Source organism: Aquibacillus kalidii (genome assembly GCF_014280935.1).
Classification (GTDB): Bacteria; Bacillota; Bacilli; order Bacillales; family Amphibacillaceae; genus Aquibacillus_D; species Aquibacillus_D kalidii.
Map to the genome: position 1 here is coordinate 15,249 of NZ_JACLZI010000001.1, position 22,255 is coordinate 37,503.

The 22,255-nt window shown below is 35.9% G+C and carries 22 protein-coding genes; all 22 read left to right on the forward strand.

Going from position 1 to position 22,255, the window contains the following annotated elements; all coding sequences use genetic code 11:
• The first annotated feature begins 74 nt into the window (after window positions 1-74).
• The 22 genes from yabG to H7K77_RS00195 all read left to right on the forward strand — a co-directional run bounded on the left by yabG (window position 75) and on the right by H7K77_RS00195 (window position 22,015).
• Window positions 75-932: a sporulation peptidase YabG gene (gene yabG, locus H7K77_RS00090; RefSeq protein ID WP_186575700.1), complete on the forward strand. Its 858-nt coding sequence runs from the start codon at window positions 75-77 to the stop codon at window positions 930-932.
• Between the two features lie 248 nt (window positions 933-1,180).
• Window positions 1,181-1,447, forward strand: coding sequence for a biofilm formation stimulator Veg (gene veg, locus H7K77_RS00095; protein WP_186575701.1), 267 nt, complete (start codon window positions 1,181-1,183; stop codon window positions 1,445-1,447).
• 215 nt (window positions 1,448-1,662) lie between these two features.
• Window positions 1,663-1,842 carry a small, acid-soluble spore protein, alpha/beta type gene (locus H7K77_RS00100; RefSeq protein ID WP_186575702.1) on the forward strand — a complete coding sequence of 60 codons (180 nt, stop codon included), beginning with the start codon at window positions 1,663-1,665 and terminating at the stop codon, window positions 1,840-1,842.
• A gap of 119 nt (window positions 1,843-1,961) precedes the next feature.
• Complete coding sequence (ispE, locus tag H7K77_RS00105) at window positions 1,962-2,831, forward strand: 4-(cytidine 5'-diphospho)-2-C-methyl-D-erythritol kinase (RefSeq protein ID WP_186575703.1); 870 nt, start codon at window positions 1,962-1,964, stop codon at window positions 2,829-2,831.
• Window positions 2,832-2,885: 54 nt separating this feature from the next.
• Window positions 2,886-3,701, forward strand: coding sequence for a pur operon repressor (gene purR / locus H7K77_RS00110; protein ID WP_186575704.1), 816 nt, complete (start codon window positions 2,886-2,888; stop codon window positions 3,699-3,701).
• A gap of 162 nt (window positions 3,702-3,863) precedes the next feature.
• A complete protein-coding gene (gene spoVG / locus H7K77_RS00115) occupies window positions 3,864-4,154 on the forward strand; it encodes a septation regulator SpoVG (RefSeq protein ID WP_186575705.1) in 291 nt (96 codons plus the stop codon).
• 264 nt (window positions 4,155-4,418) lie between these two features.
• The gene (gene glmU, locus H7K77_RS00120) at window positions 4,419-5,801 is read left to right on the forward strand and encodes a bifunctional UDP-N-acetylglucosamine diphosphorylase/glucosamine-1-phosphate N-acetyltransferase GlmU (protein ID WP_186575706.1); all 1,383 of its coding nucleotides are present in this window, start codon (window positions 4,419-4,421) and stop codon (window positions 5,799-5,801) included.
• 15 nt (window positions 5,802-5,816) lie between these two features.
• On the forward strand, window positions 5,817-6,767 hold the full coding sequence (locus H7K77_RS00125; RefSeq protein ID WP_186575707.1) for a ribose-phosphate diphosphokinase: 951 nt from the start codon (window positions 5,817-5,819) through the stop codon (window positions 6,765-6,767).
• A 70-nt stretch (window positions 6,768-6,837) separates the two neighbouring features.
• Window positions 6,838-7,485 (forward strand): 50S ribosomal protein L25/general stress protein Ctc, encoded by a 648-nt coding sequence (locus H7K77_RS00130; RefSeq protein ID WP_186575708.1) that lies wholly within the window; start codon window positions 6,838-6,840, stop codon window positions 7,483-7,485.
• A gap of 169 nt (window positions 7,486-7,654) precedes the next feature.
• Window positions 7,655-8,212 carry an aminoacyl-tRNA hydrolase gene (pth, locus tag H7K77_RS00135; RefSeq protein ID WP_186575709.1) on the forward strand — a complete coding sequence of 186 codons (558 nt, stop codon included), beginning with the start codon at window positions 7,655-7,657 and terminating at the stop codon, window positions 8,210-8,212.
• An 81-nt stretch (window positions 8,213-8,293) separates the two neighbouring features.
• On the forward strand, window positions 8,294-8,524 hold the full coding sequence (locus H7K77_RS00140) for an anti-sigma-F factor Fin family protein (protein WP_186575710.1): 231 nt from the start codon (window positions 8,294-8,296) through the stop codon (window positions 8,522-8,524).
• 97 nt (window positions 8,525-8,621) lie between these two features.
• A complete protein-coding gene (gene mfd, locus H7K77_RS00145; protein ID WP_186575711.1) occupies window positions 8,622-12,152 on the forward strand; it encodes a transcription-repair coupling factor in 3,531 nt (1,176 codons plus the stop codon).
• Window positions 12,153-12,303: 151 nt separating this feature from the next.
• Complete coding sequence (spoVT, locus tag H7K77_RS00150) at window positions 12,304-12,840, forward strand: stage V sporulation protein T (RefSeq protein ID WP_186575712.1); 537 nt, start codon at window positions 12,304-12,306, stop codon at window positions 12,838-12,840.
• A 712-nt stretch (window positions 12,841-13,552) separates the two neighbouring features.
• Window positions 13,553-14,395 (forward strand): glucose PTS transporter transcription antiterminator GlcT, encoded by an 843-nt coding sequence (gene glcT, locus H7K77_RS00155; RefSeq protein WP_186575713.1) that lies wholly within the window; start codon window positions 13,553-13,555, stop codon window positions 14,393-14,395.
• Window positions 14,396-14,603: 208 nt separating this feature from the next.
• Window positions 14,604-16,634, forward strand: a complete 2,031-nt coding sequence (gene ptsG / locus H7K77_RS00160) for a glucose-specific PTS transporter subunit IIBC (RefSeq protein WP_186575714.1) — start codon at window positions 14,604-14,606, stop codon at window positions 16,632-16,634.
• Window positions 16,635-16,844: 210 nt separating this feature from the next.
• The gene (locus tag H7K77_RS00165) at window positions 16,845-18,422 is read left to right on the forward strand and encodes a putative polysaccharide biosynthesis protein (RefSeq protein WP_186575715.1); all 1,578 of its coding nucleotides are present in this window, start codon (window positions 16,845-16,847) and stop codon (window positions 18,420-18,422) included.
• A gap of 6 nt (window positions 18,423-18,428) precedes the next feature.
• A complete protein-coding gene (gene yabN / locus H7K77_RS00170) occupies window positions 18,429-19,877 on the forward strand; it encodes a bifunctional methyltransferase/pyrophosphohydrolase YabN (RefSeq protein WP_186575716.1) in 1,449 nt (482 codons plus the stop codon).
• Window positions 19,878-19,896: 19 nt separating this feature from the next.
• Window positions 19,897-20,157: an RNA-binding S4 domain-containing protein gene (locus H7K77_RS00175; protein ID WP_186575717.1), complete on the forward strand. Its 261-nt coding sequence runs from the start codon at window positions 19,897-19,899 to the stop codon at window positions 20,155-20,157.
• A gap of 93 nt (window positions 20,158-20,250) precedes the next feature.
• On the forward strand, window positions 20,251-20,550 hold the full coding sequence (gene yabP, locus H7K77_RS00180) for a sporulation protein YabP (RefSeq protein WP_186575718.1): 300 nt from the start codon (window positions 20,251-20,253) through the stop codon (window positions 20,548-20,550).
• Entirely contained in the window at window positions 20,547-21,146 is a 600-nt protein-coding gene (gene yabQ / locus H7K77_RS00185) for a spore cortex biosynthesis protein YabQ (RefSeq protein WP_186575719.1), read from the forward strand. The genes yabP and yabQ overlap by 4 nt, the downstream gene beginning before the upstream one ends.
• Window positions 21,147-21,153: 7 nt before the next feature.
• Window positions 21,154-21,534, forward strand: a complete 381-nt coding sequence (locus H7K77_RS00190) for an FtsB family cell division protein (protein ID WP_186575720.1) — start codon at window positions 21,154-21,156, stop codon at window positions 21,532-21,534.
• Between the two features lie 70 nt (window positions 21,535-21,604).
• Window positions 21,605-22,015 (forward strand): S1 domain-containing RNA-binding protein, encoded by a 411-nt coding sequence (locus H7K77_RS00195; RefSeq protein ID WP_186575721.1) that lies wholly within the window; start codon window positions 21,605-21,607, stop codon window positions 22,013-22,015.
• Window positions 22,016-22,255 lie beyond the last annotated feature (240 nt).

The following is a 22,255-nucleotide window of genomic DNA, read 5'->3' on the forward strand; positions in this document are numbered from 1 at the left end:
TTTTGCTTCTCAACATAGGCTATTTTATAAAAGTATTCATTGTGAAGTATCGGTCTAAGTTGAGAGGTGGAAAAATGAAACTTACGATTGGTGATTTAGTTACGCGTAAATCACATGGTAATGACATCTTATTTAGAGTTATTAATTTGGATAATGATCTAGTATTGTTACATGGGGAAGATGTTCGTTTAGAAGCGGATGCACCGGTAGAAGATATAGAAGTTGTAGAGGAAAGAGAATTGGAAACAATTCGAGCAAAAAGCAAAGAGAAAGAGGATTACTCATTTAGGTTATTTCGTCAAGATTATCAACTAATGAGAGAGAAACGTGAATACGATAATACTGCAGGCTATCAAAATACAGCAAACTATTTTCAAATACCAGCGAGAGTACTTCATTTAGATGGAGATAGATTATATCTTAAAAAGTGTATTGACCTTTATCAACGAATGGGATTACAGGTCCACGGTGTTCATTTGGACGAAAAAGAAATGCCTACGGAGATTGGCCGCCTAGTGGAGAAGATTCAACCAGATATTATTGTCATAACTGGACACGATGCCTTTTCAAGAGGGAAAGGTGAAAAAAAGGATATTCGTTCATACCGTCACTCCAAATTTTTTGCAGAAACAGTACGCGAAGCACGAAAGGTAGTACCAAGTCTGGACCAGTTAGTTATATTTGCAGGCGCATGTCAATCTCATTTTGAGTCACTGATCCGAGCAGGTGCTAATTATGCTAGCTCCCCATCAAGAATTAATATCCACGCATTAGACCCTGTGTATATAGCAGCTAAGATTGCCTACACACCTTTTATGGAAAAAGTGGGTGTATATGATGCATTGAGAAATACGTTAACAGGGGAAAAAGGACTTGGTGGTGTCGAAACGAGAGGATTGTTAAGAACGGGAATGCCATATATTGAAGACTAATCTTTACAATAAAGTTTCGACATCCAAAAGAAAAATCGTCAAAAAATCGTACAATTCGATTAATTGTACGATTTTTTACTATTTAAATTCAAAACCCACACATAATTTAACAAAACTGTGACATGATAGGTATTAGTTAAATAAATATTTTTATATTGACATTAAATTTACTATACTGTTATAATATAATATTTTATTTGACTATAAAACAAGCTTATGGTATAGTGAATATAGTGAGGTGGAGTGTATTGGCTAAAACATTGGTTGAAATCAAACAAGGTCTTGATGGTCAGATTGGCAAGCGCTTGAAACTGAAAGCGAATGGTGGAAGAAGGAAGACTGTTGAACGATACGGAACATTAGCAGAAACTTATCCATCTGTCTTTATTGTTGAACTTGATCAACAAGAAAATGCATTTGAACGCGTTTCTTATAGCTATGCGGATATTTTGACTGAGACCGTTGAGTTAAACTTCGTCGAAGATATGAATGCGGTAGTTCTTGGGGAGCAGTAAACTTTGTTTGCTGCTTTTTTTATTTGCGATTTTTTCTTGAAAGTGTCTTATATAATGGAGTCATCTACATTATTGTGAATAACAAAATTAGGCATATTGTATTTCATCATAGCAGATAGCATTTTCATTTTTGAGTATCTGCACTGAAAATGAATAAATATCAATAAAATAGCCAAACTAACATTGTCGTCAAAATTTAAAGGAGCTGATCTTTCATGGGAAGACAAAGAGGTATAATGTCACACCAAATGAAAGAAGAACTAGCTAAGGAGTTAGGTTTTTACGACACCGTCAAACAGGAAGGCTGGGGCGGAATACGAGCACGTGATGCCGGTAATATGGTTAAGCGTGCAATAGAAATTGCTGAACAAGAGTTAAAAAAGGGCAAATCCTAATAAGGGTTTGTCCTTTTTTTATTATAGTTAATGTTTTGCATTTATTGGAGAGTCTTGCGGAATTATTTTTTTATGATATGGTAACATTTAAAGGTATTTTATTGGAGTAGGTGAACGAAATGTACGTACTTGAAAAGGCGCCAGCAAAGATTAATCTATCATTAGATGTATTATATAAACGGCCTGACCGCTACCATGAAATAGAAATGGTAATGACAACCATTGACCTAGCAGACAGGATCGAGATAACACCTCTATTTGAAAATAGGATTGTAATAGAATCAGAAAATCGCTTTGTGCCCAATGATGAACGAAACTTGGCGTATGGAGCAGCAAAATTGTTAAAAGAAACATTTTCAATTAAACAAGGGGTTAAAATAAAAATAGAGAAGCATATTCCCGTTGCAGCAGGCTTAGCGGGCGGTAGTAGTGATGCAGCTGCAACTTTAAGAGGGCTAAACCGCCTGTGGTCTCTTGGATTAAAAGTAAATGAACTAGCTAATTTAGGAGCGCAAATTGGATCGGATGTTTCTTTTTGTGTGTACAATTCTACAGCATTAGCCCAAGGTAAAGGGGAGATTATTACGGAATTACCTGCCCCACCTGCTTGTTGGGTTGTATTGGCTAAACCAATTATGGGTGTATCAACACAAACTGTATATGAAAACCTAAATATAGATAGGGTTAATCATCCTGATACTAAAGGTATGATTAATGCCTTAAAAACTGCTAATTATGAAAAGATGTGTGATTATTTAGGGAATGCTTTGGAATCTGTCACATTGTCTATGCATCCGCAAGTTCAACAAATAAAGGACCAAATGGAGAGTTCAGGTGCAGATGCAGTTTTAATGAGTGGCAGCGGCCCAACGGTATTCTCATTAGTAAAACAAGAAAGCAGAGCATACCGAATCTATAACAGCTTAAGAGGATTTTGTAATGAAGTTTATGTTGTCAGAACCCTTGGATACCATCAATCACTTGATTGAACACGTATAAAGTGATATATTTAACCAAAATTATTCGGTTTTTGAGGTGTAGAAATGAAAAGAAGTGATCGGTTAGTAGCGATGACAAACTATTTAATAGAACATCCTATGGAGTTAGTTTCTCTGCCGTTTTTTTCTTCTACTTATGATGCTGCTAAATCGTCTATAAGTGAAGATTTGGCAATAATAAACAAGATGTTCCAAAGCGAGGGCATTGGGTTTCTAGAATCATTTTCTGGAGCTTCAGGTGGTGTGAAATACATCCCGAAGCATTCCAAAAAGCGTAGTGAGGAATTCGTTGAACAATTATGTAAGCAGCTAGAGGATCCCGAAAGAATTCTTCCTGGTGGTTATTTATTTATGAGTGATTTATTAGGAGAACCTAATACAGTTAGGAATATTGGAAGATTATTTGCAACAGAATTCTCAGATCTTGATATTGATGTTGTTGTTACTGTCGCTACTAAAGGAATCCCATTAGCTTATGCAGTAGCTTCTTTCTTACACGTTCCTGTTGTTATTGTTAGAAGGGACCCCAAAGTTACTGAAGGTTCAACTGTTAGCATTAATTATGTATCGGGATCATCTAGAAAAATTCAAACAATGGTGCTATCTAAAAGAAGTTTGCAGGAGGGTGCCAAAGTCTGTATTATAGATGACTTCATGAAGGCTGGCGGAACAATTAATGGGATTACGAACTTATTAAAAGAATTTAATGCTCATGTTGCTGCTATTGGCGTATTAGCAGAAGCTGAAGATGAGGAAGAGGAACGTGTAGTTAACGATTACACTTCCCTGGTCCAGATAAAAAACGTCGACATGAAAACAAAACAGATTGAGGTAGTTAAAGGTAATTTTTTATTAGGCTAGTCTAGCGCTTTCAATCCTTATAACGACTAATTTATCACCTTTTCTTATTTTTCAACTAATTTACTCATTTTTTCAAATTTTTTTTTAAAATTAAGAAGGAATTCTCATTATTTTGTTGAATTTAGTAATAAGTTCTTATATGGGAAAAGGTGGTGAGACATAATGGAAGTAACAGACGTGAGATTACGCCGCGTTAATACCGAAGGAAGAATGCGAGCAATTGCTTCTATTACGTTGGATCAGGAGTTTGTCGTTCACGATATTCGTGTTATCGACGGCAATAATGGTTTGTTTGTCGCAATGCCTTCAAAAAGAACCCCTGATGGGGAATTCCGTGACATTGCACACCCAATTAACTCTAATACAAGAGCAAAGATACAAGATGCTGTATTAGAAGAGTATCACCGTGCAGGAGAAATGGAAGTAGAATACGAAGAAGCTGGCGCTTCCTAAAGTTAATAATAACAGCTATGGTCTAATCTTTCTCTGATTAGACTTCTTTTTTGTCCACAGACATTAAGTATAGAACTTTACATTAACGAAAAACTATCTTTAGGAAACCATGAGCCATGAGCAACTTAACAGTTGCTTTTTTTTATAACACAAGAAGGTTCATTGTTGAAATGCGCCCTTTTTTAAGATATATTCGTTAATGGAGAATTTATATAGAATGATCGGAATTTGAGATTTACATAAACATTGAATGGAGGCTACTTCATGACCAATAGATATGCGGTTGTGCTTGCTGCCGGTAAAGGCACACGAATGAAATCTAAACTGTATAAAGTTCTACATCCGGTGATGGGCCGCCCTATGGTTCAACACGTTGTAGATCAGTTAAAAAAGTTACAATTAGAAAATATTACAACTGTAGTTGGTTTCGGGGCTGAAATGGTTCAAGATCAATTAGGAAGTGACTCGAAGTTTGTTGTACAAGAAAATCAATTGGGTACAGGTCATGCAGTTATGCAGGCAGAGGAGTTCCTACTTAATAAAACGGGTACAACTATTGTGGTGTGTGGTGATACGCCATTACTTACCCATGAAACAATAGAGGCTATGCTAAATCATCATGAAATGGAAGAGGCTAAAGCAACAATCCTTACAGTAAAAGCGCCGGATCCAACAGGTTATGGTCGTGTCATTCGAAATACTAAAGGTGATGTTGAAAAAATTGTAGAACACAAAGATGCTAACCAAAGTGAACTAGAAGTGGATGAAATCAATTCAGGTACTTATTGCTTTGATAATAAGTTATTATTTGAAACACTGAAAAAGGTGTCAAATAATAACTCACAAGGTGAATATTATCTGCCTGACGTTATAGAGATCCTAAAGCAAGCAAACGAGAAGGTTAGTGCATATCAGTCGCCCAATTTTGAAGAAACAATTGGTGTAAACGACCGTATAGCTTTATCGCAAGCAGAAAAAATAATGAAAAAGAGAATTAATGAGAATCATATGAAAAACGGTGTTACAATCATTGACCCAGACCATACATATATTGGTCCAGATGTAAAAATAAAGCCAGATGCTGTAATTCATCCTGGAAGTATCATCAATGGTGCTACAAAGATTGGCTCAGATACAGTGATTGGTCCGAATACTGAAATAAATAATTGTGAAATAGGCTCTGAAACAGTTGTGAAACAAAGTGTAGCAAATGACAGTTATATAGGAGATCGAGTTCAAATTGGTCCGTTTGCACATATACGCCCACTAGCAAGTATCGGGGATGATGTGAAAATTGGTAACTTCGTTGAGATTAAGAAGGCTAAAATTGACCAAAATAGTAAAGTTTCACACCTAAGTTACATTGGTGATGCAGAGGTTGGAACTGGTGTGAATATTGGTTGTGGGACGATAACAGTAAATTATGATGGAACTAACAAGCATTTAACTAGAATTGAAGACGATGCATTTATCGGGTGTAATTCTAATTTAATTGCTCCAGTGACAGTAGGAAAAGGTGCCTATGTTGCAGCAGGTTCTACCATCAATAAAGATGTACCTAACGATGCCCTTTCCATTGCTAGAGCTAGACAAACAAATAAAGAAGATTATGTAAAAAAAATAAATCATACTAATAAAGATCAATAATGGAGGGTACGCCAAATGGCAGGTTATAAGGATTCATCCTTGAAAGTTTTCACACTAAATTCTAATCCAAGTCTTGCAGAAGAAATAGCAGCTCATATCGGTGTTGAATTAGGAAAAAGTTCTGTTACTGCTTTTAGTGACGGAGAAATTCAAATTAACATTGAAGAAAGTATCAGAGGTTGTGATGTGTACGTTGTTCAGTCAACTAGTGAGCCTGTTAATCAACATTTAATGGAATTATTAATTATGATAGATGCATTAAAGCGTGCATCGGCAAAAACAATCAATATTGTAATGCCATATTACGGTTATGCAAGACAAGATCGTAAAGCCAGAGCGCGTGAACCGATCACAGCTAAGTTGGTTGCGGACTTACTACAAACAGCTGGTGCCTCTCGCGTTATTACTTTAGATTTACATGCGCCACAAATTCAAGGGTTCTTTGATATCCCGGTTGACCAATTAGTAGGGGTCCCGATTTTATCTGATTACTGGAGAGGCAAAGGTTTAGATGATATTGTAGTTGTATCACCTGATCATGGTGGTGTAACAAGAGCTCGCCACTTGGCAGACCGATTAAAAGCTCCGATTGCCATAATTGATAAACGACGTCCACGTCCTAATGTTGCTGAAGTAATGAATATTGTAGGTAATATTGAAGGGAAAACTGCCATCTTAATTGATGATATTATAGACACTGCGGGTACAATAACTTTAGGTGCAAATGCATTAATAGAAAATGGTGCAAAAGAGGTGTATGCATGTTGTACGCACCCTGTTTTATCTGGACCAGCAATTGATCGTATCAATTCTTCCAAAATAAAGGAACTAGTTGTTACCAACACAATCCCACTTAAGGATGAGAAGCAGATCGATAAAATCACACCACTGTCAGTTGCTCCTTTAATAAGTGAAGCTATCATTCGTGTTCATGAGTTACAATCAGTAAGTATATTGTTTGACTAAGGTTTAAAATTACCATTATTAGGGGAATATAAGAAGTAAGTTATATATTTTTCTATGGAGGGTGATTAACTTGGCTGCAATTTTAAAAGCTGATCCAAGACAGGACTTACGTAGGTCGAATACGAAGAAGATTAGACAAGCAGGAAATGTACCAGCTATAGTATATGGAAATAATACGGAACCAAGAACAATAGCTATCAATAGCCTAGAACTGCTTAAAACGGTTCGTGACGAAGGTAAAAATGCAATTATTTCATTAAAAGTTGGTGGGGATTCTGTTGATGTTATGCTACACGAATATCAAATAGAACCACTAAAAGATGAATTAGTTCATGCAGATTTTTATGTTGTCAATATGTCCCAGGAAATGGATGTTCAAGTACCAATCCATTTAGAAGGGGAAGCACAAGGCGTAAAAGACGGAGGTGTCTTGCAACAACCATTACATGATTTAGCTGTACGAGCTAAACCTGGTAATATACCAGAGGAAATAAAGGTTGATGTAAGCAATCTCGGAGTTGGTGAAACAATTACAGTAGCTGATTTAAAAGCTGGCAGCTCATATGAGATTCTAGAAGAAGAAAATACAACAATAGTATCCATCCTTACTGCAGATGCTGGTCCGTCTGAAAGTGAAGAGAGTGATGAAGAAGCAGAAGGTGCAGCTGCTGAAAACGCTGAAGAAGCAAATGGTGATCAAGAGGAATCTAAAGAATAAGATAAACAAGGCGCGACTTATCCATAGTTGCGTCTTTAGCATTTTCCAGGCCTATTTAATTTTTATAAGGAAAAATTGGGTGAATAAAACGGTTTATATGTGATTGTGATTTTCATTCGTGTTAAACTATCCCTAATGGGCAATTAATAATGCAAAGGAAGTCAGAAATATGAAATGTATTGTGGGATTAGGTAATCCAGGGAAAAAGTATGAATTAACAAGGCATAATATTGGATTTATGATTATTGATGAACTTGCTAGAGTGAACAATTGGTCATTGAATAAGAAGAAATTCAATGGTATTTATTGTGTAGAGAAAATTGGCGATGAAAAGGTAATCCTATTAGAACCACAGACATATATGAACCTATCCGGTGAATCCGTAAGGCCATTAATGGAATTCTATGATATTTCTGCTGAGGATGTAGTCGTGATCTATGATGATTTGGATCTTCCACCTGGAAAAATTAGATTACGTCAAAAAGGTGGGCACGGTGGACACAATGGTATAAGGTCCATTATTGATCAGCTAGGGACAAAGGAATTTAACCGAATTAGAATGGGAATTGGACGCCCAACTACACCTATTCCTGTTCCTGACTTTGTACTTGGTAGGTTTGAAAAATTAGAACAAGAGCAGGTCAATGAAGGTATTGATAAAGCTGTTAAGGCATGTGAAGCATGGTTTCGAAAACCCTTTCAAGAAGTGATGAATGAATTTAATTAAGGAACATATGATAGATTAAAGTATAAAAGGAAATCCTCTCGGACAAACTAGAATTAGAAAAGTATGTCTAGGAGGTACTATATGGCTATAGTATATTCATGTAATCATTGTGGAAACCAGATTGGTCAATTAGAGCAAAAAGTAATAGATACACAGTCTTTAGGTTGGAAGGAACTATCCTCTGATGAACGGAAAGAAATGATTCAATATCAGAATAATGGTGATATCCACATTAAGGCAATCTGTGAAGACTGTCAAGAAACATTAGAAAATAACCCACATTATCATGAGTTAGATTATTTCATTCAATAATACGTGCGAAAAGCTTTGGTCGTTAAGCCAAAGCATTTTTGTACTTTAAAAGCACAATATTCATAAATAGTTTGTTTTATCTTTAGGGGGAGGCAATATGCAAGGAATAAAAGACTATATAAAGTCCCAAGATGATATATATTCAGTCATCAGTGGTATTAAATCAAATCTTAATGAACAGCTAGTAGCGGGGCTATCAGGTTCTGCGAGAAGTATGCTTGCGTCCATAATTAAAGAGTCGGCTAATAAGCGAATTTTGTTAGTAACCCACCAATTGATGCAAGCACAACAAATATATGAAGATTTGACTGAAATTTCAGATAATGATACATATCTATATCCTGTAAATGAACTAGTAGCATCAGAAATAGCAATATCTAGCCCTGAGTTAAAAAGTCAACGGATTGATGCATTAACAAAATGGCTGAAAACAGATCAAGGTATTTTAGTAGCACCAATTGCTGCTTTAAAAAGGATATTACCTCCTCAACAGTATTGGGATAAGTATTTTCTTAGTTTTAAAGTTGGTGAATCGATAAGTATTGAAGCTTATTTATCCTTCTTGATCGATATGGGGTATGAGCGGGTTGATATGGCATCAACGCCAGGTGAATTTAGTGTTCGGGGTGGGATTATGGATATCTATCCAATTACCGAAGAAAACCCTATCCGTATAGAGCTTTTTGATGATGAAGTTGACTCTATTAGATATTATGACTCCGAATCACAGAGGTCATTGGAGAAAGTAACTCAGGTGACTGTTGCACCAGCAACGGAATTACTTCTTAATGAAGAGGATATGTTAAGAGGAGCACAAAGGTTAGAGGAAGAACTCGCAATATCTCTTAAGAAAATAAAAAAACAAGAGGATAAACAGACTCTTTCTGAAAGTATTAGTCATGATGTAGAAAGGCTTCATCAGCAAGAACGTTTTCAGGAGATGTATAAATATGGATTCTATTTCTATGATCAACCTGCAAGTTTACTAGATTATCTTCCAGAAGATGGATTAATCATTCTAGATGAAATGAGCAGAATTCAAGAGACAGCAATTCGATTGGATGAAGAAGAAGCGGATTGGTATAGCAGTGTACTTCAATCCAATCAAATGGTTAGGGATGTTTCCATATCCTATGACTGGCATGATGTTCTTCAAAAAATGAAACAGCCAAAACTTTATTTATCAGTATTTTTACGTCACATTCCTAATACAAACCCACAAAATATTGTAAATATGTCTTGTAGAACGATGCAGCAGTTTCATGGGCAAATGAATTTATTACAAAATGAATTGACTAGATGGGTCAAGGGAGACTACTCTGTCATTATTTTTGCACCAAATGAGAAACGTGCAGATAAAATACAATCTGTTTTAGAAGATTATGATATGGACGCCTCTCTCTCTCTTTCTGGCGCCCAATTGCCTGTTTCTAAACCAACGATCGTAATTGGAAATATCAGCGGTGGATTCGAATTACCAATGCACAAACTAGCAATTATTACAGAAAAAGAATTGTTTAAGAAAAAAACAGCTCGACCAAAACGTAGACAAAAGATATCGAATGCAGAAAGAATAAAAAATTATCAGGAATTAAAAGTTGGCGATTATGTTGTCCATGCTAATCACGGTATTGGAAGGTATTTAGGGATAGAAACGCTTGAAGTTAATGGGCTACACAAGGATTTTATGCTTTTAAAATATTCAGGCGACGACAAGCTTTTTGTACCAATAGACCAGATAGATTTAGTTCAAAAATACGTTGGGTCAGAAGGTAAAGAACCGAAGCTATATAAACTTGGTGGATCAGAGTGGAAAAAGGTTAAAAGTAAGGTTCAATCAACTGTCGAAGATATAGCAGATGATCTTATTAAGCTCTATGCAGAAAGGGAAGCAACCAAAGGGTATGCATTCTCTGAAGATACAGTCATGCAACGAGAGTTTGAAGATGCCTTCCCATATCAAGAGACAGAAGATCAAATTAGGTGTATTGAAGAAATAAAACAGGATATGGAACGCCAGCGACCTATGGATCGCTTACTTTGTGGTGATGTTGGGTATGGTAAAACAGAAGTAGCAATCCGAGCAGCATTTAAAGCTATTGCTGATGGCAAACAGGTAGCAATCCTAGTACCTACAACAATTCTTGCCCAGCAACACTATGAAACGATGATGGAAAGATTCCAAGACTATCCTATTAATATAGGCTTATTAAGCCGTTTTAGAACTAGAAAGCAACAAAATGAGACACTTAAAGGGCTTGAGAATGGTTTAGTAGATGTAGTGATTGGAACACACCGTATCCTGTCGAAGGATGTAAAATATAAAAGCATAGGCTTGTTGATAGTCGATGAAGAACAAAGATTTGGCGTCAAACACAAAGAAAAAATTAAGCAGTTAAAAACGAATGTCGATGTACTTACTTTAACTGCAACACCAATACCTAGAACACTTCATATGTCTATGCTTGGGGTAAGGGACCTATCAGTAATTGAAACCCCACCTGAAAATAGATTTCCAATTCAGACGTATGTATTGGAATATAATCCTGTCTTCCTACGAGAAGCAATTGAGCGTGAAATGGCGCGAGGTGGCCAAGTATTTTTCCTTTATAACCGAGTGAATAATATTGAGCGAATGGCTCAAGAAATATCTGCACTAGTAGACGATGCTAGAGTGGCATTTGCCCATGGACAAATGAATGAGTCGGAATTAGAAAATGTTATGTTCTCCTTCTTAGAAGGTGAGTTTGATGTATTAGTAAGTACAACAATAATTGAAACGGGTGTAGATATTCCTAATGTTAATACACTAATTGTTTATGATGCGGACCGAATGGGTCTGAGTCAGCTTTATCAATTAAGAGGGCGTGTAGGTAGATCCAATCGAGTTGCTTATGCCTATTTTACGTATCAAAAGGATAAAGTGCTTACTGAAGTTGCTGAAAAACGTTTACAGGCCATTAAGGAATTTACTGAGTTGGGATCAGGATTTAAGATTGCTATGCGTGATTTGTCGATTCGTGGTGCAGGTAACTTACTTGGTGCTCAACAGCATGGGTTCATCGATTCAGTTGGATTCGATATGTACTCTCAAATGTTAACAGATGCAATTGAAGCAAGAAAAACTGGAAAGACCATCGAAGAAACTAAACCTTTCCAGGTAGAGTTAGATTTAAGTGTTGATGCGTATATACCGGATACGTATATTCATGATGAAAAGCAAAAAATAGATATGTATAAAAGATTCCAATCCATTTCTTCTCAGGAAGAAATCCATGATTTACGCGAAGAAATGATAGATCGATTTGGCGATTACCCAGAAGAGGTAGCCAATCTCTTTCACGTATCCTCCATAAAGGTTAATGCAAAGAAAGAACGTGTAGAGTCCATAAGTGAAAAGAAACAAAAGATGGAGATATTAGTGGAAGACGAAGCAAGTCAACAAATTGACGGGGCAAAATTATTTGATTTTACGAATGAATATGGACGCATGATTCAATTAGGTACAGAGAATCGAAAATTAAAGATTGTATTTCAATGGGATAAGAAAAATTATCAACGCCGATATGAAATAGTAGAACAATTTATTCAAGCGCTTAGTAGCATGAAAAGAGAGCCTGTTGCATAAACGATATAGGAAAATTTTATGATTAGATGTATAGATCTGACATTCTGTATCCATACTATACCCACAACTGGTTATTTCTGCTTTACATAAGACATGTTAATTAAAGCAGACCAGAGTCAAGATCATCAAAGAAAGAGAGGCTATACAGTTTATGAAAGCAACAGGAATAGTACGTCGAATTGATGATTTAGGTAGAGTGGTAATACCAAAGGAAATAAGAAGAACATTACGTATTCGTGAGGGCGATCCATTAGAAATATTTGTTGACCGAGAAGGCGAAGTAATCTTAAAGAAATATTCACCTATTAGTGAATTGGGTGACTTCGCGAAGGAATATGCAGATGCATTATTTGATTCAATTGGATCTCCAGTCCTAATATGTGATCGTGATGAATTTATCGCTGTTTCCGGCGAATCTAAAAAAGAATACCTTGGCAAGAATATAGGGAAGCTTATTGAAAAAGCGATGGAAGACCGTTCTGCTCTCTCTGAAACAGAGAATACATCAATTGAAATTACAGAGAACAATGAAGAAACAATCGCATCATATGTATTAAGTCCCATTATTGCAAATGGCGACCCAATTGGTTGTGTAATGATTATGTCAAAGGAAAGTAACAACATCGGAACAGTGGAACAAAAAGCTGTAGAAACAGCTGCTAGCTTTTTAGCAAGACAAATGGAATAGTACGAAAAGGACTGACTGCCTAGATAATATCAGGTTGGTCAGTCTTTTTTAATCCTTTTCATCATAATAACCCCTCTTTACTCCGCAGTAGAGATAAAATCTGCAGTAACTTATAAGAACCTTTGGATGTGTGCTTGAACTCGTTCCGGCAGAATACTCCGCTTTCCGTGGGCACGGTCTCAGCTTCCTCAGAGCAAAGAACGCTCTTCCGGGGATCTTCACCTCGTGCTATTCCCACAGGAGTCTTCGTATTCTGCCTACACTTATGATAGGCTTTCTGCATTTTAAGTGATGTTATACTCTTTTTAATAATTGATCCACACTGAGCTGCGGAAAAATGCGAGACTCCTGTGGGAAAGGAACAGTCTGAAGACCCCACAGCGAGCGGTCTTTGCGAGTGAGGAGGCTGAAGCGTTCCCCACGGAAAGCGAGCGTTTTTCCGCAGCGTTGGTTTAGCATTCATCTTATATAATGAATGTAGGTCTTAGGACTTTACTTCGCTTTCTATACAAATCATGTCTTAAGTAGTGAAGGTTACGGAAGGGTTCTTTGATTTATTGAAAACGGGGTGAAACATAGAGTTATTTTAATAATAGTTAAAAGTCAGTTTAGATCTCGATATTAAAATTCTTGTAATAAATAGCGTTTACATATAGGATGGATAGGTAGATAGGGGATGCCCTAATAAGTATGGTTGGAGGATCGATCGGCTATGGAGCAAAAACTTGTTGTGCAAAAGGCATTAAACAATAATGTTGTGATTGCGGAACATCCACAATATAAGGAAGTTGTATTAATTGGAAAGGGCATTGGCTTCAACCGGAAAAAGGGCGATGAAATATCCTTTGATAAAGCAGACAAAACCTTCCTACTAAAAGACCAGCAGGAGCAAGAACAATACGTTAACTTACTATCATACATAGATAAAGATTTAATGGAATTTCTGAATGATATTATTGTATTCATTGAAGATAGAATGGAACAATCGTTGAATGAGCATATTCATGTTGCATTAACGGACCATATCTCTTTCGCAATAAATAGAGTAAATAAGCAAGTGCAATTTTCCAATCCCTTTTTATTTGAAATTGAATCACTATACCCAAAGGAGTATCAAGTAGCAAAGGAAGTTGTGGCAAGAGTTAATGAAAAAGCAGGTGTGGAATTTCCTGAAGGGGAAATTGGGTTTATAGCACTTCATATTCATAGTGCTGTTACTGACAAGTCAATTAGGGATATTAATCGACACCATCAGTTAATTTCTAAAATGATAGCAGTAATTGAAGATACATTAGAAATAAAATTAAATAAAAATGATGTAAATTATAATCGACTTATTCAGCATTTACATCGTGCAATAGATAGGGTTCACCAAGGTGAAAAATTAGGAGAACAAAAAACTTTAGCAGAGATGTTGAAAATGACATATCCTCTATGCTATAATCTTGCTTGGAAGTTGATTAAAGTAATGCAGAAACAATTAAATACCGTCGTAGATGAGAATGAAGCACTATACTTAACAATTCATTTACAGCGATTAACCGATAAAATTTAGTTACGTGTTACTGATTCGATCAGGCATGAGTAAGAGAATTTAATCTGGTTATCTATGTGGGATTTCTATACCCATTTTGATACCAGGTAAATTCACTCTACTCATGCCTTTTTTAGTTGCATTTATGAAAACGCTTATAGAATGTTTTATTTTTCAAGATGTAACACAAACTAACTCTGCATTACAAATTAAAAAGGAGGATAACTTCATGTCTAATGTATTTGGTACATTACAAAAAGTTGGTAAAGCCTTAATGCTACCAGTAGCATTACTACCAGCAGCCGGTATCTTACTGGCATTTGGTACGAGTTTTGCACAAGAATCATGGATTGAAAGATTCCCGTGGTTTGGTAATCCAGCAGTATTAAAGGTCTTAGAGGTTATGTCAGAAGCCGGTGGAGTAGTTTTTGATAACCTACCGTTGTTATTTGCCGTTGGTGTTGCTATTGGTTTAGCAGGCGGTGACGGGGTTGCGGGTCTTGCGGCTATTATTGGTTATTTAATAATGAATGTAACAATGGGTGTTTTTGGAAATGTTACAGCAGAGATGGCAGCAAATGAACCTGCCTATGCATCTGTACTTGGAATAAATACGCTTCAAACAGGTGTATTTGGTGGTATTATAGTCGGTATTCTCGCCTCGTTTATGTATAAGAAATACTTTAATATTGAGTTACCACAATTCTTAGGATTCTTTGCGGGGAAACGTTTTGTTCCAATTATTACAGCATTTTCTGCTCTGATTCTAGGGATTATTATGTTCTTTGTTTGGCCATTCGCACAATCTGGCCTAAATGCACTTTCACACTTTATGCTTGAAACAAATAGGACACTTTCTACTTTTGTATTTGGTGTTATCGAGCGTTCGTTAATTCCATTTGGTTTACACCATATTTTCTATTCTCCATTCTGGTTTGAATTTGGACAATATACAAATGCTGCGGGAGAAATAGTCCGTGGCGACCAAGCAATTTTCTTTGCACAATTAAAAGACGGTGTTGATTTCACTGCTGGTAACTTTATGACTGGTAAATTCCCATTCATGATGTTTGGTCTACCGGCAGCTGCGTTAGCTATTTATCACACAGCACGTCCTGAACGTAAGAAAATAGTTGGCGGACTTATGGCGTCTGCTGCCTTAACTTCTTTCTTAACAGGTATTACAGAGCCATTAGAATTCTCATTCTTGTTCGTTGCACCAGTATTATTTGGGATTCATGCTGTATTTGCAGGTCTTTCATTTATGACAATGTATTTATTAGATGTAAAAATTGGTATGACTTTCTCCGGTGGTCTTATTGACTTCTTACTGTTCGGTGTTATGCCAAACAGAACGGACTGGTGGTGGGTAATCATCATTGGTTTAATCTTTGCTGTAATTTATTACTTTGGTTTCCGTTGGGCTATCTTGAAGTTTAACTTAGCGACACCAGGACGTGAGGATGAATCTGAAGATATAGATGAAGATACAACAGAAGTGGGCGATCGCCCATATGAAATTCTAAGTGCTATGGGTGGAAAAGAAAATATCACAAACTTGGACGCATGTATTACTCGTTTACGTGTAAGTGTTGCTGACAAAGGTAATGTTGATAAGAATAAATTGAAAAAACTTGGTGCTTCTGGTGTTATGGAAGTAGGGAATAACATTCAAGCAATCTTTGGTCCTGTATCTGATACATTACGTGGACAAATACAGGATATTATAGATGGGAAGTCACCACGCAGAGAAGATAAGTCTAAAGCAACAAATGCTAAGGACGGAGAAGTTCCTGTATTTAACGGGGATGTAGAAGTTTCTAGTCCTATTAATGGAGAGATTCTTCCACTTTCAGAAGTTCCTGATCAGGTATTCTCACAAAAAATGATGGGAGACGGTTTCGCTGTTAAACCATCTGATGGAAAGATTGCATCACCTGTTAACGGTAAAATTATTAATATTTTCCCAACAAAGCACGCTATCGGTATCCAAGCAGATAATGGAATGGAAATATTGATTCATATTGGTATCGATACGGTTAAGTTAAAAGGGGAAGGCTTTACTGAAAAAGTAGCGGAAGGTGATATCATAGAACAAGGTCAAGTGATTATGGAAATTGACCTGGACTATATTTCTAAAAATGCTCCTTCTACTATAACGCCGATTATTTTCACAAACCTGCAAGAAGGCCAATCGGTTGAAGTGAAGGCAAAAGGAAAAGTAAGCCAAAACCAAAAGAATATTATTGAAATTAAGTAATGAGATTAGAGTACCCTTTCACTGGTTTATACTAGTGGAAGGGTATTTTATTAAAAAGAATTAATTTGATTAATGTAAAACTAGTGATTTATAATACTTTTTCTTAAACGCGTTGTATAGGGAAAGAATGAAAATCGATTTGTATTTATGAGTTAACGGTATAGTATATGATATAATTGCAAGGAAATTTTAGCCAGAAAGGCGATATCTATGAAAGAGGATCATAATGCGAGTCATCTATTTAAGGGTGCAATTATCCTAACGTTTGCTGGAATAATTAGCAAAGTACTAAGTGCAGGATATAGAATCCCCCTACAAAATATAACAGGGGATATTGGGTTTTACATTTACCAACAAGTTTATCCAATCATTGGAATAGCATTTATGCTTTCATTGTATGGTTTTCCTGCTGCTATATCTAAATTTGTATCAGAAACAAAGGTCCCCTATACATTTAGAGCGTTTTATATGCCGGTTACTGTTTGTTTATATGGTATTAATGCCATACTTTATATAGGATTGACGTTAAATAGCCAATACATTGCGTTATGGATGGGAGATGAACAATTAGCTCCTTCCATTAAAATGGTGGCGTTTCTCTTCTTATTAATCCCTATTACCTCTTTACTAAGGGGCTTATTTCAGGGTAAACAAAATATGGCTCCAACTGCTATATCACAAGTAACGGAACAAGTGTTTAGAGTGAGCGGTATTATTGTTACTGCAATATTGATTGTTCATCTTAGGAAAGATGTCTATTCCATAGGTGTTGGTGCTGCTCTAGCATCGATAATAGCTACATCTGCTGCTTGTGTGTTATTAGTTCTGTTGTGGTTTAAATATAGGCCAAAAGCTCTTCTGACAATAACCCCTATTCCTTTGACTGTTTATTTCAAGTCTATTGTTGTCTATGGTGTATTTATCGGGGTTAATCATATGTTACTATTGCTTCTACAGTTTTCAGATTCATTTACCCTATTACCAAATCTAATGCAATTTGGTTATTCGGATACAGAAGCTAAACAGTGGAAGGGGATTTTCGATAGAGGACAACCCCTCATTCAACTGGGTACGGTATTTGGGTCTTCATTAGCGCTTGCCTTAATTCCTTCTGTTACCAAGAAAAGATATGACAAAAACCCAATATTGTTTCACGCTCATATTCAAAGTGCCTTAAAGTTTAGTCTATACTTATCTGTCGGAGCAACAGTTGGACTTTTTCTGATTTTTCCATCTGTTAATACGTTATTATTCCAAAATAATTTAGGCATTGAGAGTCTACAAATTTTGTCCTTTGCAATCGTATTTACATCTTTAGGGATTACGATCGCAACTATTCTGCAAGGACTAGGATATATTTACATAACAGCCGTATTTATTATAAGTGGATTAGTCACTAAGTGGTTATTAAATAGTATGCTTGTCCCTCACTTTAGTATTAATGGTAGTGCAGTTTCCACTGTTATCAGTGTATTAATTGTACTCCTGTTAAATGGTTATAAATTAAAAAAGGTGTTAGATATGAAACGGTTATTTAATATTAATTGGAACTCATTGGGAATAGCTATCCTTTATATGAGTATGTTCTTACTCATTTCTAACTTTATATTTGTTAAATGGGTCGAATTGGATTCAAGGATTGAACTTCTTCTATATGTAATGGCGGTTGCAATTATTGGAGGAGTACTATATTTATTTACATTAATACGTTTTAGGGTGTTTACGAATACAGAATTACAAGCACTTCCCTTTGGTGAATTATTAATCGGTCTTAAAAAGGAGGAATAATAGGGAATGAGTAAAATAGAGGTTATTGGATTAGGTGCTGGTGGTATTGATCAGTTACCCCTTGGGATTTATCGGAAATTAACAAGTAGTGAATCACCCATTTTCATTAGAACAATGGACCACCCTGTCGTGGCTGATTTACAAAAAGAGGGGTGCACATTTATCGCTTTTGATAGTGTTTATGAACAACATGATCGGTTTGAACAAGTTTATGAACAAATTGTCGAAACACTTATTTCAGAATCAGAGGATAGACAAGAGATTCTATATGCAGTACCAGGCCACCCAATGTTAGCAGAAAAGACAGTTCAACTTTTGTTGGAACAGCAAAAAGTAAGTGTAGAAGTTACTGGAGGGCAAAGCTTCTTAGATGATTTATTTACGGCGCTAAAGATTGATCCGATTGAAGGATTCCAATTTGTGGATGCAACGGCGTTTAGCAGAAGTCAGTTGAATTACCGTCATCATCTTATTTTTTGCCAAGTGTATGATGCCTTCGTTGCATCGGAAGTGAAACTTACATTGCTTGATGATTTGTCACCAGACCATCCTGTTAACATTGTAGAAGCAGTAGGAAGTGAGAAGGAATCTATCACAACGGTACCACTATCTGAATTAGATCATGCTACAAAACTTAGCAATTTAACAAGTGTGTATGTTCCACCAGTTACTGGTGAAGATCTAAATCATCAATTTTTTAGGTTGAGAGAAATAATCTCTATCCTTCGTGGACCAAATGGGTGCCCCTGGGACAAAAAGCAAACACATGAATCATTACGAAAGTACCTCCTTGAAGAAGTGTATGAATTTATAGAAGCTGTTAATGCACAGGATGACCAAGGAATGGTTGAGGAAATAGGAGATGTTCTACTTCAAGTGATGCTGCATAGTCAAATTGGAGAAGATGAAGGGTATTTTACGATTGATGACGTAATAAAATCCATTACAGATAAAATGATTCGTAGGCATCCACATGTATTTGGAGAAGTTAATGTGAATAATGCTGATGATGTTGTCACAAATTGGGATAAAATTAAAAAGGAAGAAAAAGGTGTAAAAAGGAAATCGTTATTGGATGGCATTCCACCTGAATCACCAAATTTGTTAGTAGCTGAACAGCTACAGAAGAAAGCAGCAAAAGTTGGATTTGATTGGGATAATCCTAAACCGATGTGGGAAAAGGTTATCGAAGAAATTAACGAGGTAAAAGAAGCGATACAGTCGAAGGACCAACCAGAAATCGAAAAGGAATTTGGGGATTTACTATTTGCCATAGTTAATCTGACAAGATATTATAAAGTAAATCCAGAGTTAGCTTTGTATAGTACGAATACCAAATTTAAAAGTAGATTTCAATATATGGAGAAACAGATAAAAGAGCAAAATCTATCTATGGAAAAAATGTCTTTAGAGCAATTAGATACATATTGGGAATTAGCAAAAAAACAAGAATAGAAAAGGAAGTGTATCATTCATGAGATTAGATAAATTTCTGAAGATATCGAGGTTAATTAAAAGAAGAACATTAGCAAAGGAAGTTGCCGATCAAGGTAGAATAACAATTAATGGCAATCAAGCAAAAGCATCTTCTAATGTGGCTGTAGACGATATACTAACGATCCAATTTGGACAGAAATTATTAACTATTAAAATTAATTCTCTTAAAGAGATTGTTCGAAAAGAGGAAGCAACGGAGCTTTATTCCGTTGAAAAAGAGGAAGAAGTAAATAGTTAAGAAGCTGCTAAAATAATGTTTTTTTAGTAGATAATAGTTCTAAACATGTCCCTTTCCTCATAAATTGGTAACGATAAAGGGAGGGCTGTACAAATGAATTATTATGAAAGAAATCCGGCTACAGGTCCACAGGCGGAACACCATATAAGGATGAACAATAGAAGAATTTTAGAAATAAGTGGGGTTAAAGAAGTAGACAGTTTTGACAATGAAGAATTCTTGTTACAAACAGTTATGGGTTATTTAATTGTCCGGGGCGAAAACCTACAAATGAAGAACCTTGATGTAGAAGAAGGAAATGTATCTATCAAAGGTAAAATCTATGAACTTTCTTACTTAGACGAACAACAAGGGGAAAAAGCTAAAGGTTTCTTTAGCAAGCTGTTCAAATGACGTTAAGTACTCAATTCCTTACTATTCTAACGATGATTGCCGGCGGTGTCTTTTTGGGTGCTGGAATTCATACGTTTCGAAGGTTTGAGGTTTATTGGAAGAAAAGAGTCATTTTTTCTTATTTTATTGAGATTTGTTTTTGGTTATTACAAACCCTTATTCTATTTTTCCTTTTATACTTAGTGAATCAAGGAGAGCTTCGTTTCTATATTTTAATTGCTTTAGTTTGTGGGTTTGCTATGTTTAAAGGATTGTTAGAAAACATGTATCAAAGGGTATTAGAAAAGATAATTCAGACTTCTATATCCATTTATCACTTCTTCTATCGTTTAGTACAAGCTGTTATTGTTCGACCCTTAAAATGGATGATTTCTACCATAATTGCTATTTTGCTATGGACATGGGGAGTTATTTTGTGGATCGTCCTTCTGTTGTTAAAAGTCGTTTGGTATCCAATTAGCATTATATTTAAAATAATTTGGCGCCTACTGCCTAAAAATGCGAAAAAATACTTAACACAAACAGGAGGATTTTATAGTAAAATAAAGAATACATTAAGAAAATGGTGGAAATACATCTTAAGTAAAAGGGGGTAACCGGTCGGTGACTAGAAAAGAGAGAAAAATCGCACGAATAAACTCTACCTATATGGAGAAATACGATGCACATGTAGCACGTCAACGTAAGAAGAAAAAACGATTATACCGACGGTTGGTATTGTTTGCTGTAATAGTAGTTATAACACTTGGTAGTTTAACGATGTATCATGTAAAGCAGAGAACACTATATGCGCAGAAACAAGAAGAGTATCAGCAGTTAGAAACCGAACTAGCTTCCCTTAAAGAAAAGGAAAAGAGTTTAAAGCAAGAGGTAGAACTACTGAAAGATGAGGACTATGTCTTACAGATAGCAAAAACAAATTATTTCTTTACAGAAGAAGGAGAAATAATTTTTAAGCTTCCTGAAGAAGACCCATCTTATTGACACACTTTTTAATGGTTTTATATAATATATAGTGTAGTTTTTTAAAATTTTAAGGAGGAGCATTTTTTTTATGTCAATCGAAGTAGGCAGCAAGTTGCAGGGTAAGGTAACAGGTATCACTAATTTCGGAGCATTTGTAGAGTTACCCGGTGGAACGACTGGTTTGGTCCATATTAGTGAAGTTGCCGATAATTACGTCAAAGACATTAATGAACATTTATCTGTAGGTGATGAAATTACAGTTAAGGTCATTAATGTTGAGAAAGATGGAAAGATTGGATTATCTATTAAGAAGGCTAAGGATAATCCAAACCCAGGTCGACGCAAAGGTAATAATAACAATCCCAAAAATAACCGCGATAAACCGGAGTCATTTGAAGCAAAAATGAACCGTTTCCTGAAAGATTCTGAGGATCGTTTGGCTTCATTAAGAAAGCATACAGAGTCTAAGCGTGGAGGTCGGGGAGCTAAAAAAGGATAAACTTGCTGTCTAACAGAGAGCGCTGAAGAAATGCAACGTTCATCATAAGAAGTATATATTAGGGTAGAAAAAAGCTGATGTGGAAAACATCAGCTTTTTGTTTACAATCCTTTTATAAAAAATCCATTATTTAAGACGGAATATGTATAGAATCACCAGTAAGTAATTTTCTTATATTTACTTATTTGATGGGTGCGATCACTCGCTTCGGCAGAATACTCCGCTTTCCGTGGGCACGGC

Coding starts and splice junctions, on each gene's coding strand:
- spoVT (WP_186575712.1), top strand. CDS start 12,304: ATGAAAGCAACAGGAATAGTACGTCGAATTGATGATTTAGGTAGAGTG.
- H7K77_RS00165 (WP_186575715.1), top strand. CDS start 16,845: ATGAAAGAGGATCATAATGCGAGTCATCTATTTAAGGGTGCAATTATC.
- yabG (WP_186575700.1), top strand. CDS start 75: ATGAAACTTACGATTGGTGATTTAGTTACGCGTAAATCACATGGTAAT.
- pth (WP_186575709.1), top strand. CDS start 7,655: ATGAAATGTATTGTGGGATTAGGTAATCCAGGGAAAAAGTATGAATTA.
- H7K77_RS00195 (WP_186575721.1), top strand. CDS start 21,605: ATGTCAATCGAAGTAGGCAGCAAGTTGCAGGGTAAGGTAACAGGTATC.
- ptsG (WP_186575714.1), top strand. CDS start 14,604: ATGTCTAATGTATTTGGTACATTACAAAAAGTTGGTAAAGCCTTAATG.
- spoVG (WP_186575705.1), top strand. CDS start 3,864: ATGGAAGTAACAGACGTGAGATTACGCCGCGTTAATACCGAAGGAAGA.
- purR (WP_186575704.1), top strand. CDS start 2,886: ATGAAAAGAAGTGATCGGTTAGTAGCGATGACAAACTATTTAATAGAA.
- glcT (WP_186575713.1), top strand. CDS start 13,553: ATGGAGCAAAAACTTGTTGTGCAAAAGGCATTAAACAATAATGTTGTG.
- H7K77_RS00100 (WP_186575702.1), top strand. CDS start 1,663: ATGGGAAGACAAAGAGGTATAATGTCACACCAAATGAAAGAAGAACTA.
- yabP (WP_186575718.1), top strand. CDS start 20,251: ATGAATTATTATGAAAGAAATCCGGCTACAGGTCCACAGGCGGAACAC.
- H7K77_RS00125 (WP_186575707.1), top strand. CDS start 5,817: ATGGCAGGTTATAAGGATTCATCCTTGAAAGTTTTCACACTAAATTCT.
- H7K77_RS00175 (WP_186575717.1), top strand. CDS start 19,897: ATGAGATTAGATAAATTTCTGAAGATATCGAGGTTAATTAAAAGAAGA.
- glmU (WP_186575706.1), top strand. CDS start 4,419: ATGACCAATAGATATGCGGTTGTGCTTGCTGCCGGTAAAGGCACACGA.
- H7K77_RS00140 (WP_186575710.1), top strand. CDS start 8,294: ATGGCTATAGTATATTCATGTAATCATTGTGGAAACCAGATTGGTCAA.
- yabQ (WP_186575719.1), top strand. CDS start 20,547: ATGACGTTAAGTACTCAATTCCTTACTATTCTAACGATGATTGCCGGC.
- mfd (WP_186575711.1), top strand. CDS start 8,622: ATGCAAGGAATAAAAGACTATATAAAGTCCCAAGATGATATATATTCA.
- ispE (WP_186575703.1), top strand. CDS start 1,962: ATGTACGTACTTGAAAAGGCGCCAGCAAAGATTAATCTATCATTAGAT.
- yabN (WP_186575716.1), top strand. CDS start 18,429: ATGAGTAAAATAGAGGTTATTGGATTAGGTGCTGGTGGTATTGATCAG.